We start from the raw sequence: 15139 nt of genomic DNA, 5'->3' as shown, positions 1-15139 counted from the left end.
ATACCATGAGTTTTGAAGGAAAAATCGCGCTGGTTACCGGTGCAAGTCGCGGCATTGGCCGCGCAATCGCAGAAACGCTTGTCGCCCGTGGCGCGAAAGTGATCGGCACGGCCACCAGCGAGAGCGGTGCGCAGGCGATCAGCGATTACCTCGGTGCTAATGGCAAAGGTATGCTGTTGAATGTGACCGATCCGGCATCTATCGAATCTGTTCTGGGAAATATTCGCGCAGAGTTTGGTGAAGTTGATATCCTGGTTAATAATGCCGGTATTACTCGTGATAACCTGTTAATGCGAATGAAAGATGATGAGTGGAACGATATTATCGAAACCAACCTGTCATCAGTTTTCCGTCTGTCAAAAGCAGTAATGCGCGCTATGATGAAAAAGCGTCACGGCCGCATTATTACTATCGGTTCTGTGGTCGGTACCATGGGAAATGCTGGTCAGGCCAACTACGCTGCGGCGAAAGCGGGTCTGATTGGTTTTAGTAAATCGCTGGCACGTGAAGTCGCGTCCCGCGGTATTACTGTTAACGTTGTTGCTCCGGGCTTTATTGAAACGGACATGACGCGTGCGCTGTCTGAAGATCAGCGTGCGGGTATTCTGGCGCAAGTTCCTGCGGGTCGCCTCGGCGATGCAAAAGAAATCGCCAGTGCGGTTGCGTTCTTAGCTTCTGACGAAGCAGGTTACATCTCTGGTGAAACCCTGCACGTCAACGGCGGAATGTATATGGTCTGACCGAGATTTGCACAAAACGCTCAGGAACCGCGCAGTCTGTGCGATCCCGAATGCGGTTTTGTGCAAAATGATTTGCGTTCTGAGGGCAAACACCCGCAAAATAGCGTAAAATCGTGGTAAGACCTGCCGGGATTTAGTTGCAAATTTTTCAACATTTTATACACTACGAAAACCATCGCGAAAGCGAGTTTTGATAGGAAATTTAAGAGTATGAGCACTATCGAAGAACGCGTTAAGAAAATTATCGGCGAACAGCTGGGCGTTAAGCAGGAAGAAGTTACCAACAATGCTTCCTTCGTTGAAGACCTGGGCGCTGATTCTCTTGACACCGTTGAGCTGGTAATGGCTCTGGAAGAAGAGTTTGATACTGAGATTCCGGACGAAGAAGCTGAGAAAATCACCACTGTTCAGGCTGCCATTGATTACATCAACGGTCACCAGGCGTAAGTGAACATCTCCAGGCGGTCATTCGACCGCCTGAGTTTTATCTTTTTTTGTCCCACAAGAATCTATTTTCCCTCCCTGGAGGACAACCGTGTCTAAGCGTCGTGTAGTTGTGACCGGACTGGGCATGTTGTCTCCTGTCGGCAATACCGTAGAGTCTACCTGGAAAGCTCTCCTTGCCGGTCAGAGTGGCATCAGCCTGATCGACCATTTCGATACTAGCGCCTATGCAACAAAATTTGCTGGCTTAGTAAAGGATTTTAACTGTGATGACATTATCTCGCGCAAAGAACAGCGCAAGATGGATGCCTTCATTCAATATGGAATTGTCGCTGGCGTTCAGGCCATGCAGGATTCTGGTCTTGAAGTAACGGAAGAGAACGCAACCCGCATCGGCGCCGCTATTGGTTCCGGTATTGGCGGTCTTGGCCTGATCGAGGAAAACCACAGTTCGTTAACCAACGGCGGACCTCGGAAGATCAGCCCGTTCTTTGTACCGTCTACAATTGTTAACATGGTGGCCGGGCATTTGACCATCATGTTTGGTCTGCGTGGGCCGAGTATTTCTATCGCGACCGCTTGTACCTCTGGCGTACACAATATTGGTCAGGCTGCGCGTATGATTGCGTATGGCGATGCTGATGCAATGGTGGCCGGCGGTGCGGAAAAAGCCAGTACCCCGCTTGGCGTGGGTGGCTTTGGCGCCGCGCGTGCGCTCTCAACCCGCAACGACAATCCGCAGGCGGCAAGCCGTCCGTGGGATAAAGATCGCGACGGTTTTGTGCTGGGCGACGGTGCAGGTATGGTGGTGCTGGAAGAGTACGAGCACGCCAAAAAACGCGGCGCGAAAATCTACGCGGAAATCGTCGGCTTTGGTATGAGCAGCGATGCTTACCATATGACGTCTCCTCCGGAGAATGGCGCCGGCGCGGCCCTGGCGATGGTGAATGCCATCCGCGATGCAGGGATTGAACCGGGCCAGATTGCTTACGTTAACGCGCATGGCACCTCGACGCCGGCGGGCGATAAAGCAGAAGCGCAGGCGGTTAAATCTGTCTTCGGTGACGCCGCAAGCCGCGTGATGGTCAGCTCAACCAAATCAATGACCGGGCACCTGCTGGGCGCTGCCGGAGCAGTAGAATCGATCTACTCCATCCTGGCGCTGCGCGATGGCGTGGTTCCGCCGACCATCAACCTGGATAATCCGGATGAGGGTTGTGACCTGGACTTCGTTCCACACGAAGCGCGTCAGGTTTCCGGTATGGAGTACGCGCTGTGTAACTCCTTCGGCTTTGGTGGCACCAACGGTTCACTGATCTTTAAAAAGATCTAAGCCCGTCGCGCTTGCCGCTAAATCCTGACTCAGGCCTGCATCAAATGCGGGCCTTCTTTTTTCTTCAGCTTTCTCTGCTTGTCCTGCGTAATTCATCCTGAGACACTGACAGGCCACCGATAAGGAGCCGCTATGTTCTTGATTAATGGCATTGAACGGGACACCCTGGCCGCTAATGACCGGGCCATTCAGTTTGGGGATGGGTGCTTTACCACCGCACGCATTGCGGGACGTAAAGTACAGATGTTGCCAGCCCACCTTCGCCGTTTGCAGCAGGCCTGCGAAAAACTGATGATTCCCTACACCCGCTGGCAAACGCTGGAAGAGGAAATGCGGCACCTGGCGCTGGCGCATGATGACGGCGTGCTTAAAGTCATTCTGACGCGCGGTGCAGGCGGACGCGGCTACAGCGGCGCGAGCTGTCAGGCTCCCACACGTATCCTCAGCGTTTCGGCTTATCCGGCGCATTATGCGCGCTGGCAAGAAACCGGCGTTGCGCTGACGCTAAGCCCGGTTCGGCTGGGACGTAATCCGGCGCTGGCCGGGCTGAAGCACTTGAACCGCCTGGAACAGGTGTTGATCCGGTCTCATCTTGAGCAGACGGACGCCGATGAGGCGCTGGTTCTTGACAGCGACGGGTGGCTTACGGAATGCTGTGCCGCGAATCTGTTCTGGCGCAAGGGGATGGATGTGTTTACGCCACGTCTCGATCATGCCGGGGTCAATGGCATTATGCGCCAGCATTGCATCGCGCAACTGGCACAATCGCCGTTTCACGTTGTCGAAGTCACTGCGGGTGCGGAGGCGTTGCGTGATGCCGATGAAGTGCTGATATGCAATGCGCTGATGCCGCTGGTACCGGTTCGCCGCTGGGACGAGACATGCTGGTCCTCGCGAGAGCTTTATCATTTTTTAGCCCCACTGTGTGAGCTGTCTGGTTAGTCATGAAGAAAATGTTACGTTTTATCCTGCTGTTGTTGGTAGTGCTGGGCATTGCTGCAGGCGCGGGCATCTGGAAAGTTCGTCAGCTTGCACAGAGCAAGCTGCTGATTAAAGAAGAGACGATCTTCACCTTAGAGGCCGGTACCGGGCGCATGGCGCTGGGTGAGCAGCTGTATGTCGATAAGGTGATCAATCGGCCGCGCGTATTCCAGTGGCTGCTGCGTCTTGAGCCTGAATTATCCCACTTTAAAGCCGGTACCTACCGCTTTACGCCGGACATGACGGTGCGGGAAATGCTGCAACTGCTGGGCAGCGGCAAAGAGGCCCAGTTCCCGCTGCGCTTTGTGGAAGGGATGCGGGTGAGCGACTACCTGCGTCAGCTGCGCGATGCGCCGTATATCAAACATACGCTGGCAGATGACCGCTACGAAACCGTCGCTCAGGCGCTTAACCTCGAGCATGCGGATTGGGTTGAAGGCTGGTTCTGGCCGGATACCTGGATGTATACCGCCCATACCAGCGATGTGGCGATCCTCAAGCGCGCGCATCAGAAGATGGTCGCGCAGGTCGAAAAAGCCTGGGAAGGGCGGATGGATAATCTGCCGTACAAAGATCAGAACCAGCTGCTGACCATGGCGTCCATTATTGAAAAAGAGACGGCGGTTGCCGAAGAACGCGACCGCGTGGCGTCGGTATTTATCAATCGCCTGCGGACTGGCATGCGTCTGCAAACCGACCCGACCGTTATCTACGGTATGGGGGAGAGTTATACAGGCAAGCTGACGCGCAAAGATCTGGAGACGCCGACGGCGTACAATACCTACGTGATCGGCGGTATGCCGCCGGGGCCCATCGCCGCACCGGGAGAAGCCTCTCTGAACGCCGCGGCGCACCCGGCGAAAACGCCCTATCTCTATTTTGTTGCCGATGGTAAGGGTGGGCATACGTTTAACACCAATCTGGCCAGCCACAACCGCTCGGTGCAGGATTATCTGAAAGTACTTAAGGAAAAAAATGCGCAGTAACTATATCGTTATCGAAGGCCTGGAAGGCGCAGGGAAGACCACCGCGCGCAATCTGGTGGTGGAGGCGCTGCAGGAATCAGGTATCAGCGATCTGGTGTTTACCCGCGAGCCGGGCGGCACTATTCTGGCCGAGAAGCTGCGCAGCCTGGTGCTGGATATCCAGTCCACCGGCGATGAAGTGATTAATGACAAAGCCGAAGTACTGATGTTTTACGCCGCCCGCGTTCAGCTGGTCGAGACGGTGATCAAACCCGCTCTGGCTCGCGGTCAATGGGTCATCGGCGATCGCCACGACCTGTCGACCCAGGCCTATCAGGGCGGCGGTCGCGGTATCGACCAGACGATGCTGGCTACGCTGCGTGATGCGGTACTGGGTAATTTTCGCCCGCACCTGACGCTGTATCTGGATGTGACGCCAGAGGTGGGGTTGAAGCGCGCGCGCGCGCGCGGTGAACTCGATCGCATTGAACAAGAATCGCTGGCTTTCTTCAATCGTACCCGGGCGCGCTACCTTGAGCTGGCGGCACAGGATCCGACTATTCACACCATTGATGCGACGCAGTCGCTGGAAGCCGTCGCAAGTGATATCAAGGCGGTTATCCGCCGGTGGGTCGCGGAGCAAAGCGCATGAAATGGTACCCGTGGTTACGCCCGTCATTTGAACAATTAGTCGCCGGCTATCAGGCTGGACGGGGTCACCATGCGTTACTGCTTCAGGCATTGCCTGGCATGGGAGGGGAGGCGCTGATCTACGCGCTGTGCCGTTATCTCATGTGCCGACAGCCGGAAGGAAATAAAAGCTGCGGGCAGTGCCATAGCTGCCAGCTGATGCAGGCTGGCACGCACCCCGATTACTACACCCTGGCGCCGGAAAAAGGCAAAAGCGCCCTCGGTATTGACGCTGTGCGTGACGTTAACGAAAAGCTTTATGAACGTTCCCGTCTTGGCGGCGCCAAAGTGGTGTGGGCAGGCGATGCTGCTTTGTTAACGGATGCGGCGGCAAATGCCTTGTTAAAAACGCTGGAAGAGCCGCCGGAAAATACCTGGTTTTTCCTCGCCTGTCAGGAGCCCGCGCGGTTGCTGGCCACGCTGCGCAGCCGCTGTCGCCTCCATCACCTCGCGCCGCCGTCAGAGTCCTACGGGCTGGCGTGGCTGGAGCGCGAGGTGACAATGCCTCAGGAGACGCTGCTCTCTGCGCTGCGCCTGAGCGCGAATGCGCCAGCAGCGGCGTTGGATCTGCTGCAGGAGAGTCACTGGGCTTCCCGGCAGCAGCTTACCCAGACGCTGGCTGGCGTCTTAAGCAGCGGCGACTGGCTGGCGCTGCTGCCGATTTTGAATCACGAACAGGCCGCGGTTCGTTTGCACTGGCTGGCATCGCTGCTGCTGGATGCACAAAAACGGCAACAGGGCATCACGCTGGTGAGTAACCCTGATGCCTGGACGCTGGTCAATCAGCTGGCGCAGGCGCTGCCTGCCGCCCGTTTGCAGGCGATCGCCCGCGACGTCAGCGCCTGCCGCGACCAGTTGTTGAACGTGGTTGGCGTCAACCGCGAACTGCTGCTAACCGAGCGCCTTCTGCGCTGGGAACATTACCTGCAACCTGGGACGGTACTTCCCGTATCCCACCTCTGAGCGAGACATTATGTTTTTAGTCGACTCCCACTGCCATCTGGATGGTCTGGATTATCAAACGCTGCACAAAGACGTGGACGATGTGCTGGCAAAAGCCGCGGCCCGTGACGTGAAGTTTTTCCTCGCGGTGGCCACGACGCTGCCGGGATACCGTGGAATGCGTGAGCTTGTCGGACCGCGCGACAATGTGGTTTTCTCCTGCGGCGTACATCCGCTCAATCAGGATGAAGAGTACGATGTTGACGAGCTGCGTAAGCTGGCGGCGGAAGAGGGGGTTGTCGCAATGGGGGAGACCGGGCTGGACTATTTTTACACGCCGGAAACCAAACCCCGCCAGCAGGCTTCCTTCCGCGATCATATCCGCATTGGCCGCGAGTTAAACAAGCCGGTTATCGTGCATACCCGCGATGCGCGCGCCGACACGCTGGCCATTTTGCAGGAAGAAAAAGTGACGGATTGCGGTGGCGTACTACACTGTTTCACTGAGGACAGGGAGACGGCAGGTAAATTGCTGGATATGGGTTTCTATATCTCGTTTTCCGGGATCGTCACTTTCCGTAATGCCGAGCAGCTGCGCGATGCCGCGCGCTATGTTCCGCTCGACCGCCTGCTGGTGGAAACCGACTCGCCGTACCTGGCGCCGGTCCCGCATCGCGGCAAAGAGAACCAGCCGGCAATGGTACGCGATGTTGCGGAATACATGGCGGTACTGAAGGGGGTTTCGCTTGAGCAGCTGGCGCAACAGACCACGCAAAATTTCGCCAGCCTGTTCCACATTGACCCCGCCAGACTGTAACCTGCCGATCTTTCTATTATTTTAAGGCTCGTAATTAATAGGTAAAGCGAGTAAAGTTCACCGCCACAAAATGGGCGGTGAAGGGTTTTTTGCAACATCCAGAAACGGATTATGTAAGTTGGTGTAAATTTTTCAACGCTGACTGATTGAAACGTGATAGCCGTCAAACAATGATTCCGTCAATTATTTTACTCTGTGTAATAAATAAAGGGCGCTTAGATGTCCTGTCCACGGCACGGTTCTCCCCCCGTGCCAATGCGTGAAAACGTAAAAAGCACCAAATACTCAGGAGCACTCTCAATTATGTTTAAGAATGCATTTGCTAACCTGCAGAAGGTCGGTAAATCGCTGATGCTGCCGGTCTCCGTGCTGCCTATCGCAGGTATCCTGCTGGGCGTCGGTTCCGCAAACTTCAGCTGGCTGCCAGCCGTTGTTTCCCACGTTATGGCAGAAGCAGGCGGTTCAGTCTTTGCCAATATGCCATTGATCTTCGCTATCGGTGTGGCGCTTGGCTTCACCAATAACGACGGCGTATCTGCGCTGGCTTCCGTTGTTGCTTACGGCATCATGGTGAAAACCATGGCGGTCGTTGCACCGCTGGTTCTGCATTTACCTGCTGAAGAAATTGCGGCCAAACACCTGGCTGATACCGGCGTACTCGGCGGTATTATCTCTGGTGCGATTGCAGCGTACATGTTCAACCGCTTCTACCGCATCAAGCTGCCTGAATATCTGGGCTTCTTTGCGGGCAAGCGTTTTGTTCCGATTATCTCCGGTCTCGCCGCTATTTTCACCGGCGTGATCCTCTCCTTCATCTGGCCACCGATCGGTACTGCTATCCAGACCTTCTCGCAGTGGGCGGCATACCAGAACCCGGTTGTGGCGTTCGGTATCTACGGCTTCATCGAACGCTGCCTGGTACCGTTTGGTCTGCACCACATCTGGAACGTTCCTTTCCAGATGCAGATTGGCGAATACACCAACGCGGCAGGTCAGGTCTTCCACGGCGATATCCCTCGTTATATGGCAGGCGACCCGACTGCGGGTAAACTGTCCGGCGGCTTCCTGTTCAAAATGTACGGTCTGCCGGCTGCTGCTATCGCGATTTGGCACTCCGCTAAGCCGGAAAACCGCGCGAAAGTGGGCGGTATCATGATCTCCGCAGCGTTGACCTCGTTCCTGACCGGTATCACCGAGCCGATCGAGTTCTCCTTCATGTTCGTTGCGCCGATTCTGTACGTTATCCACGCTATTCTTGCCGGTCTGGCCTTCCCGATCTGTATCCTGCTGGGTATGCGTGATGGTACGTCGTTCTCTCATGGTCTGATCGACTTTATCGTACTGTCTGGTAACAGCAGCAAACTGTGGCTGTTCCCGATCGTCGGTATCTGCTATGCCATCGTCTACTACGTTATCTTCCGCGTGCTGATTAAAGCACTGGACCTGAAAACTCCGGGTCGTGAAGATACGACTGAAGACAGCAAAGCCGGTGCGACCAGCGAAATGGCTCCGGCACTGATTGCAGCGTTCGGCGGTAAAGACAACATCACTAACCTTGATGCATGCATCACCCGTCTGCGCGTCAGCGTGGCCGACGTAGCGAAAGTTGATCAGGCTGGCCTGAAAAAACTGGGCGCTGCCGGTGTGGTTGTTGCAGGTTCAGGCGTTCAGGCCATCTTCGGGACCAAATCCGATAACCTGAAAACTGAAATGGATGAGTACATCCGCAGCAACTAAGTCGTGATGTGGGGAGACTAAGGCAGCCGAATGGCTGCCTTTTTTATTGTTCTCAATCTGCCGGCTGAAACCTGGGGTACGTATTAAGGCATAAAAGAGATGTGGGCATCAGCCTTTGATACCCGCGGTGGTGCCAAAAAGGCCCTTAAGCGAGCCCGGCGCAAAGCCTGAAGCCGCAATATGATTAATCCATCAGCAGCTATCATCGTCGCGACATAAGAAAAAGCGCATTCGGGTTGAAAGAGAGGGAGTAACTCGCTCATACTCTTAGGCGAATCCTGTGCATCCGCGTTTATCTGCAGAGGCAGGCCAGAGCACGGTATAAAAATTAATAAGGAATCAGTCATGGCAGAAGAAACGATTTTTAGCAAAATCATTCGCCGGGAGATCCCGTCGGATATGGTTTATCAGGATGAACTGGTGACCGCTTTTCGCGATATTTCCCCGCAGGCGCCGACCCACATTCTGATTGTCCCCAATATCCTGATTCCTACCGTCAACGATGTGACCGCTGAACATGAACTGACGCTGGGGCGCATGATGACCGTTGCGGCAAAAATTGCGCGTGATGAAGGTCTTGCTGACGATGGCTATCGTCTGATTGTCAATTGCAACCGCCACGGCGGCCAGGAAGTCTACCATATCCACATGCACCTGCTGGGCGGTCGCCCGCTAGGCCCGATGCTGGCTCACAAAGGTTAATCGATGCGCGCAGCTCATTTCGGCCCGCTTCTGGCGGCTGTGCTCCTGGTCGGGTGCGGTTCCCATGCGGAAATCCCCGTTGGTGAACAGCAGACTCTGGTGATGGAATCCAACGTGCTGGCGGCGGGCATCAGCGCCGATGCGCCAGAGGTCACGGCCTCAGAGATTCAGGCAACCGCCACCTCCAGACTGTTTAATGAACGACAGGAACCGATCACCGTGCATTACCGCTTCTTCTGGTATGACGCCAGAGGACTGGAAATGCATCCGCTGGAGCCGGCCCGGAGTATTACGGTGCCTGCGCACTCTTCTGTCACCTTGTACGGTAGCGCAAATATTTTGGGGGCACATAAGGCCCGCCTGTATCTTTATCTGTAAGGGGTAATTGTAATGATTAAAATGTGTCGCTACGCGTTAATCACGGCACTGGCGATATTCCTTGCCGGGTGCGTGGGGCAACGTCAGGAGCCCGCTCCCGTTGAGGAGGCGCAGCCGAAGCCAACCCAGCCCGCGCAGCCGCAGCCGACGGTGCCAACCGTACCTACGGTTCCGACTATTCCGGAGCAGCCAGGGCCGATTGAACACGAGCAGCAGCCGGCACAGCCAGCGCCGCGCGTGCGTCATTATGACTGGAATGCGGCGGTACAGCCGATGGTGGGGCAAATGCTGCAGGCGGGCGGCGTCAATGCGGGCAGTATTCTGCTGGTCGACAGTGTGAATAACCGCACCAACGGCACGCTGAACGCCGGAGAGGCGACGACGGCGTTGCGTAATGCCCTGAGCGGCAATGGCAAATTTACGCTGGTGTCTGCCCAGCAGCTGGGAGTGGCAAAACAGCAGCTGGGTTTATCCCCTCAGGATAGTCTCGGCAGCCGCAGCAAAGCGATGGGGATTGCCCGTACCGTGGGAGCTCAGTACGTGCTGTACTCGAATGCGACCGGCAACGTCAATTCACCTGAGCTGAAAATGCAGCTGATGCTGGTGCAGACTGGCGAGATTATTTGGTCAGGTAAAGGTGCCGTTCAGCAACAGTAAACTGGCGCGCGATGAGGTGTTGTCGCGCTTTTTCCCCCGCTATTCACCTGTCGCCGGCCTGGGCCAGAATGGCCTGAGCGGAGGCAGCTGTATTATCAGCGACGGCGTCCGGCGGCTGGTCCTGCGCCAGCCGCACGACCCCGACGCTCCCGCTCGTGATTTCCTCCGCCAGTACCGCACCCTGTCTCGCCTGCCGAAGACCGTCGTCCCCGCGCCGCTTTTTTATTCGCCGGGCTGGCTGGTGGTGGAATATTGCGATGGCGAGATGAAAAGCACGCTTCCGGAGTGCCCGCAGCTGGCAGGGTTATTGTATCATCTGCACCGGCAGTCGCGTCTGGGCTGGTATGTGGCGCTGGCGCCGCTGCTTGAACGCTACTGGCTGGCCTGTGATCCTGCGCGGCGTACGCCGCTGTGGCTGCGTTGGCATAAACGTTTGTTGCGGCGCGGCGAGCCTCGTCCTCTGCGGCTGGCGCCGTTACATATGGATGTGCATGCCGGCAATATTGTCCATACGAAAGCGGGGCTGCGGTTGATCGACTGGGAATATGCGGGCGATGGCGACATTGCGCTGGAGCTGGCCGCGGTGTGGATTGCGCCGGCGGCGCATCGCCAGCTGGTCACCGCATATGCCCGGCTGGCGCGTATTGATGAGCGGCTGCTGTGGCGGCAGGTACAACGCTGGCGTCCTTGGGTCATATTGCTGATGGCGGGCTGGTATGAACGCCGCTGGCAGCAGACCGGCGACCGGCAATTTATCACGCTGGCAGATGAAACATGGTGTCAGTTAGACAAAGAATGAAAAGGATAAGAGAGGTCAGTGTGGGTCCGGTAATGTTGGATGTCGAAGGGTTTGAACTGGATGCGGAAGAGCGTGAGATTCTCGCCCATCCGCTGGTGGGCGGGCTGATTTTATTCACCCGCAACTATCACGATCCGGCCCAACTGCGGGAACTGGTGCGCCAGATCCGCGAGGCTTCGCGCAATCATCTGGTGGTGGCCGTCGATCAGGAAGGCGGGCGCGTACAGCGCTTTCGCGAGGGGTTTACCCGACTGCCGGCCGCGCAATCTTTTGCGGCGCTGCTGGGGATGGAAGAGGGCGGCGCGCTGGCGGCTCAGGCCGGTTGGCTGATGGCCAGCGAGATGATTGCGATGGATATCGATATCAGCTTTGCGCCGGTTCTTGATGTCGGCCACATCAGTGCCGCGATCGGTGAACGCGCTTATCATGACGATCCGGATAAAGCGCTGGCCATCGCCCGCCGCTTTATCGACGGTATGCACGAGGCGGGGATGAAAACCACCGGGAAACACTTCCCTGGACACGGTGCTGTGAGCGCGGATTCGCATAAAGAGACGCCGCGAGATCCGCGCGCTGAAGCTGAGATTCGGGCCCGGGATATGGCGGTTTTCCGCACCCTGGTGGCGGAAAATCGTCTCGATGCCATTATGCCTGCCCACGTTATCTACAGCGATGTGGATCCGCGCCCGGCCAGCGGTTCAGCGCACTGGCTGAAGACGGTGCTGCGCGGTGAGCTGGGTTTCGACGGGGTCATTTTCTCTGACGATCTGTCGATGGAAGGGGCAGCGATCATGGGCAGTTATGCCGAACGTGGGCAGGCATCGCTGGATGCAGGTTGCGATATGATCCTGGTCTGCAATAATCGTAAGGGTGCGGTCAGCGTGCTGGATAACCTGTCGCCGATCAAAGCAGAGCGTGTTACGAAATTGTATCATAAAGGTTCATTTACCCGTCAGGAGTTAAGGGATTCTGCCCGTTGGAAGACGGTTAATGCGCAGCTGGAGCAGCTCCACGCGCGTTGGCAAGAGGCGAAGTCTGCGTAATTGACCTGAAGTCTGGTGAGGATGCGATGATTATCTATTTACACGGTTTTGACTCAAACAGTCCCGGAAACCATGAGAAAGTGCTGCAGCTGCAGTTTATCGATCCCGATGTGCGTCTGATAAGCTACAGCACGCGGCACCCAAAACATGATATGCAGCACTTGTTAAAAGAAGTCGATAAAATGCTGCAGCTTAATACTGACGATCGGCCGCTGATTTGCGGCGTCGGTCTGGGCGGCTATTGGGCGGAACGAATCGGTTTCCTTTGCGATGTGCGTCAGGCCATTTTTAACCCCAATCTGTTTCCCGCAGAAAACATGGAAGGTAAGATCGACAGGCCTGAAGAGTATGCTGATATCGGGACCAAGTGCGTCAACAACTTCCGCGAGAAAAACCGCGATCGTTGTCTGGTGATACTCTCCCGCCAGGACGAAGCGCTGGACAGCCAGCGTTCCGCTGACCTGCTGCATCACTACTATGAAATCATCTGGGATAATGAGCAGACCCACAAATTCAAAAACATCTCCCCCCATCTGCAGCGGATAAAAGCCTTTAAGACGCTAGGCTGAACCGCTCCTGGACTCCGGCCCGCCGTATGTGAATACGGCGGGCTTTTTTTATGGCGCCAGTGATGGCATGGTTAAAAAACAGGCGGTAAAACTTGATGCATATCAATTTTGGTATGACCAATGACCCGTTCATGGTATTCTCAATTTCGCTGAATGGTTTCACTGCTGTAACTTGTTGTTAAATAAGAGCTATTTGTATAACTTTTAATTAACAATTGGTTAATATTTTTAGGGGGTCTCGTGACTACACCATTGAAAAAAATCGTAATCGTAGGTGGCGGTGCCGGTGGACTGGAACTGGCGACTCAGCTGGGGAGAAAGCTGGGGCGTAGCAAAAAAGCGAAAATCACGCTGGTGGATCGTAATCATAGCCATCTGTGGAAGCCGTTGCTGCATGAAGTGGCGACCGGTTCGCTCGATGAAGGCGTCGATGCGCTGAGCTATCTGGCCCACGCCCGCAACCACGGTTTCCAGTTCCAGCTGGGGTCAGTGGCGGATATTAACCGTGAAGCGAAAACCATTACGCTGTCCGAGCTGCGTGACGAGAAGGGCGAGCTGCTGGTCGCCGAGCGTAAGCTGCCGTACGACACGCTGGTGATGGCGCTGGGCAGTACCTCTAACGACTTTAATACTCCGGGCGTCAAAGAGAACTGTATTTTCCTTGATAACCCGCACCAGGCACGCCGTTTCCATCAGGAAATGCTGAACCTGTTTCTGAAATACTCGGCTAACCTCGGCGCCAACGGCAAAGTCAATATCGCGATCGTGGGCGGCGGGGCTACCGGCGTTGAGCTCTCCGCTGAGCTGCACAACGCGGTGAAGCAGCTGCACAGCTACGGTTACAAAGGGCTGACTAACGAGGCATTGAACGTGACTCTGGTTGAAGCGGGTGAGCGTATTCTTCCTGCGCTGCCGCCGCGTATTTCCAGCGCCGCTCACAATGAACTGACAAAGCTTGGTGTACGCGTCCTGACGAAAACCATGGTGACCAGCGCCGATGCCAACGGTCTGCATACCAAAGACGGCGAGTTCATTAATGCCGACCTGATGGTCTGGGCGGCGGGGATCAAAGCGCCGGACTTTATGAAAGAGATCGGCGGTCTGGAAACCAACCGTATTAACCAACTGGTGGTTCAGCCAACGCTGCAAACGACGCTCGACCCGGATATTTATGCGATCGGCGACTGCGCATCCTGCGCGCGTCCGGAAGGTGGATTTGTGCCACCGCGCGCCCAGGCGGCTCACCAGATGGCGACCTGCGCATTGAATAATATTCTGGCGCAGATGAAAGACAAGCCGCTGAAGCCCTACGTCTATAAAGATCACGGTTCGCTGGTTTCGCTCTCCAACTACTCGACCGTGGGGAGCCTGATGGGCAACCTGATGCGCGGTTCCATGATGGTCGAAGGACGTATTGCGCGTTTCGTGTATATCTCTCTGTACCGTATGCACCAGATTGCGCTGCACGGCTACTGCAAGACCGGTCTGATGATGCTGGTAGGGCGCATCAACCGCATCATTCGTCCCCGTCTGAAGCTGCACTGATAGTCTGTTTGCCTCGTTCCCGGATTGTGTCGCCAGGCCCGTTTGGGATGGTAACAAGGTGAACATTGAGCCGGCAATCTCCTTGCCGGCTCAATGACAGAATTTCTGTCTGCCATTTCGCGCATAACATCTCGGATTCCTCTGAATCCACTCCGTTTGCCGCTTTTCCCCGCATTTTTCATCCGCTTTCTCATTTGCAAGGTCCCCGGGTCGATAGCAAAATTGTTTCTATCAGCAACAAGGGAGGATACCCCGTGAATAAATCAATGTTGGCGGGTATAGGGATTGGCGTGGCTGCCGCGCTGGGTGTTGCAGCTGTCGCTGGTCTTAACGTCTTAGATCGTGGCCCGCAATATGCGCAAGTGGTGTCCAGTACACCGATAAAAGAGACCGTAAAAACTCCGCGTCAGGAATGCCGTAACGTCACCGTGACCCATCGTCGTCCGGTGCAGGATGAAAACCGCATCGCCGGCTCCGTTCTTGGCGCCGTTGCCGGCGGGGTCATCGGCCATCAGTTTGGCGGCGGTCGTGGTCGCAGCGTGGCGACCGTCGTGGGCGCTCTGGGCGGCGGTTACGCCGGTAACCAGATTCAGGGTTCGATGCAGGAAGGGGATACCTACACCACCACGCAGCAGCGCTGTAAAACGGTGTACGACAAGTCGGATAAAATGCTGGGCTACGATGTGACCTACAAAATTGGCGAACAGCAGGGAAAAATCCGCATGGAACACGATCCCGGGACGCAGATTCCGCTGGACAGTAACGGCCAGCTGGTCCTCAACAACAAAGCGTAAAAA

General features: G+C 55.9%; 17 protein-coding genes. All 17 read left to right on the top strand.

Annotated features, from left to right (window positions below; all coding sequences use genetic code 11):
- Nucleotides 1-5: 5 nt before the first annotated feature.
- The 17 genes from fabG (at nucleotide 6) to AC007G_RS21560 (ending at nucleotide 15136) form a co-directional block, all read left to right on the top strand.
- Complete coding sequence (fabG, locus tag AC007G_RS21640; protein ID WP_004860512.1) at nucleotides 6-740, top strand: 3-oxoacyl-ACP reductase FabG; 735 nt, start codon at nucleotides 6-8, stop codon at nucleotides 738-740.
- A 210-nt stretch (nucleotides 741-950) separates the two neighbouring features.
- Nucleotides 951-1187, top strand: a complete 237-nt coding sequence (acpP, locus tag AC007G_RS21635) for an acyl carrier protein (RefSeq protein ID WP_000103754.1) — start codon at nucleotides 951-953, stop codon at nucleotides 1185-1187.
- Between the two features lie 88 nt (nucleotides 1188-1275).
- Entirely contained in the window at nucleotides 1276-2517 is a 1242-nt protein-coding gene (gene fabF, locus AC007G_RS21630; protein WP_032688347.1) for a beta-ketoacyl-ACP synthase II, read from the top strand.
- 132 nt (nucleotides 2518-2649) lie between these two features.
- On the top strand, nucleotides 2650-3459 hold the full coding sequence (gene pabC / locus AC007G_RS21625) for an aminodeoxychorismate lyase (protein ID WP_142630368.1): 810 nt from the start codon (nucleotides 2650-2652) through the stop codon (nucleotides 3457-3459).
- Nucleotides 3460-3461: 2 nt separating this feature from the next.
- Nucleotides 3462-4484: a cell division protein YceG gene (gene yceG / locus AC007G_RS21620; RefSeq protein WP_032688344.1), complete on the top strand. Its 1023-nt coding sequence runs from the start codon at nucleotides 3462-3464 to the stop codon at nucleotides 4482-4484.
- A complete protein-coding gene (tmk, locus tag AC007G_RS21615; protein WP_032688343.1) occupies nucleotides 4474-5115 on the top strand; it encodes a dTMP kinase in 642 nt (213 codons plus the stop codon). The genes yceG and tmk overlap by 11 nt, the downstream gene beginning before the upstream one ends.
- Nucleotides 5112-6116, top strand: coding sequence for a DNA polymerase III subunit delta' (gene holB, locus AC007G_RS21610; RefSeq protein ID WP_032688342.1), 1005 nt, complete (start codon nucleotides 5112-5114; stop codon nucleotides 6114-6116). Before tmk ends, holB begins: the two co-directional genes overlap by 4 nt.
- Before the next feature lie 10 nt (nucleotides 6117-6126).
- On the top strand, nucleotides 6127-6912 hold the full coding sequence (locus AC007G_RS21605) for a metal-dependent hydrolase (protein WP_004860525.1): 786 nt from the start codon (nucleotides 6127-6129) through the stop codon (nucleotides 6910-6912).
- Nucleotides 6913-7215: 303 nt separating this feature from the next.
- On the top strand, nucleotides 7216-8649 hold the full coding sequence (ptsG, locus tag AC007G_RS21600; RefSeq protein WP_004860526.1) for a PTS glucose transporter subunit IIBC: 1434 nt from the start codon (nucleotides 7216-7218) through the stop codon (nucleotides 8647-8649).
- Between the two features lie 345 nt (nucleotides 8650-8994).
- Nucleotides 8995-9351 (top strand): purine nucleoside phosphoramidase, encoded by a 357-nt coding sequence (gene hinT / locus AC007G_RS21595; protein WP_004860530.1) that lies wholly within the window; start codon nucleotides 8995-8997, stop codon nucleotides 9349-9351.
- Nucleotides 9352-9354: 3 nt separating this feature from the next.
- On the top strand, nucleotides 9355-9729 hold the full coding sequence (locus AC007G_RS21590; protein WP_015584643.1) for a YcfL family putative periplasmic lipoprotein: 375 nt from the start codon (nucleotides 9355-9357) through the stop codon (nucleotides 9727-9729).
- A gap of 21 nt (nucleotides 9730-9750) precedes the next feature.
- Nucleotides 9751-10386 (top strand): penicillin-binding protein activator LpoB, encoded by a 636-nt coding sequence (lpoB, locus tag AC007G_RS21585; RefSeq protein WP_162180106.1) that lies wholly within the window; start codon nucleotides 9751-9753, stop codon nucleotides 10384-10386.
- Nucleotides 10367-11185, top strand: coding sequence for a thiamine kinase (thiK, locus tag AC007G_RS21580; protein ID WP_142630366.1), 819 nt, complete (start codon nucleotides 10367-10369; stop codon nucleotides 11183-11185). The genes lpoB and thiK overlap by 20 nt, the downstream gene beginning before the upstream one ends.
- Before the next feature lie 20 nt (nucleotides 11186-11205).
- Nucleotides 11206-12228, top strand: a complete 1023-nt coding sequence (gene nagZ / locus AC007G_RS21575; protein ID WP_047664654.1) for a beta-N-acetylhexosaminidase — start codon at nucleotides 11206-11208, stop codon at nucleotides 12226-12228.
- A 26-nt stretch (nucleotides 12229-12254) separates the two neighbouring features.
- Nucleotides 12255-12797: an alpha/beta hydrolase YcfP gene (gene ycfP, locus AC007G_RS21570; RefSeq protein ID WP_032688339.1), complete on the top strand. Its 543-nt coding sequence runs from the start codon at nucleotides 12255-12257 to the stop codon at nucleotides 12795-12797.
- Nucleotides 12798-13037: 240 nt separating this feature from the next.
- Nucleotides 13038-14342 (top strand): NAD(P)/FAD-dependent oxidoreductase, encoded by a 1305-nt coding sequence (locus AC007G_RS21565; protein ID WP_032688338.1) that lies wholly within the window; start codon nucleotides 13038-13040, stop codon nucleotides 14340-14342.
- A 254-nt stretch (nucleotides 14343-14596) separates the two neighbouring features.
- On the top strand, nucleotides 14597-15136 hold the full coding sequence (locus tag AC007G_RS21560) for a glycine zipper 2TM domain-containing protein (RefSeq protein WP_048619515.1): 540 nt from the start codon (nucleotides 14597-14599) through the stop codon (nucleotides 15134-15136).
- Nucleotides 15137-15139 lie beyond the last annotated feature (3 nt).

Source organism: Klebsiella sp. CSG-1 (assembly GCF_056521145.1).
Note: the sequence above shows the minus strand (reverse complement) of the source record. Positions and strands in the feature narration are given on the sequence as shown.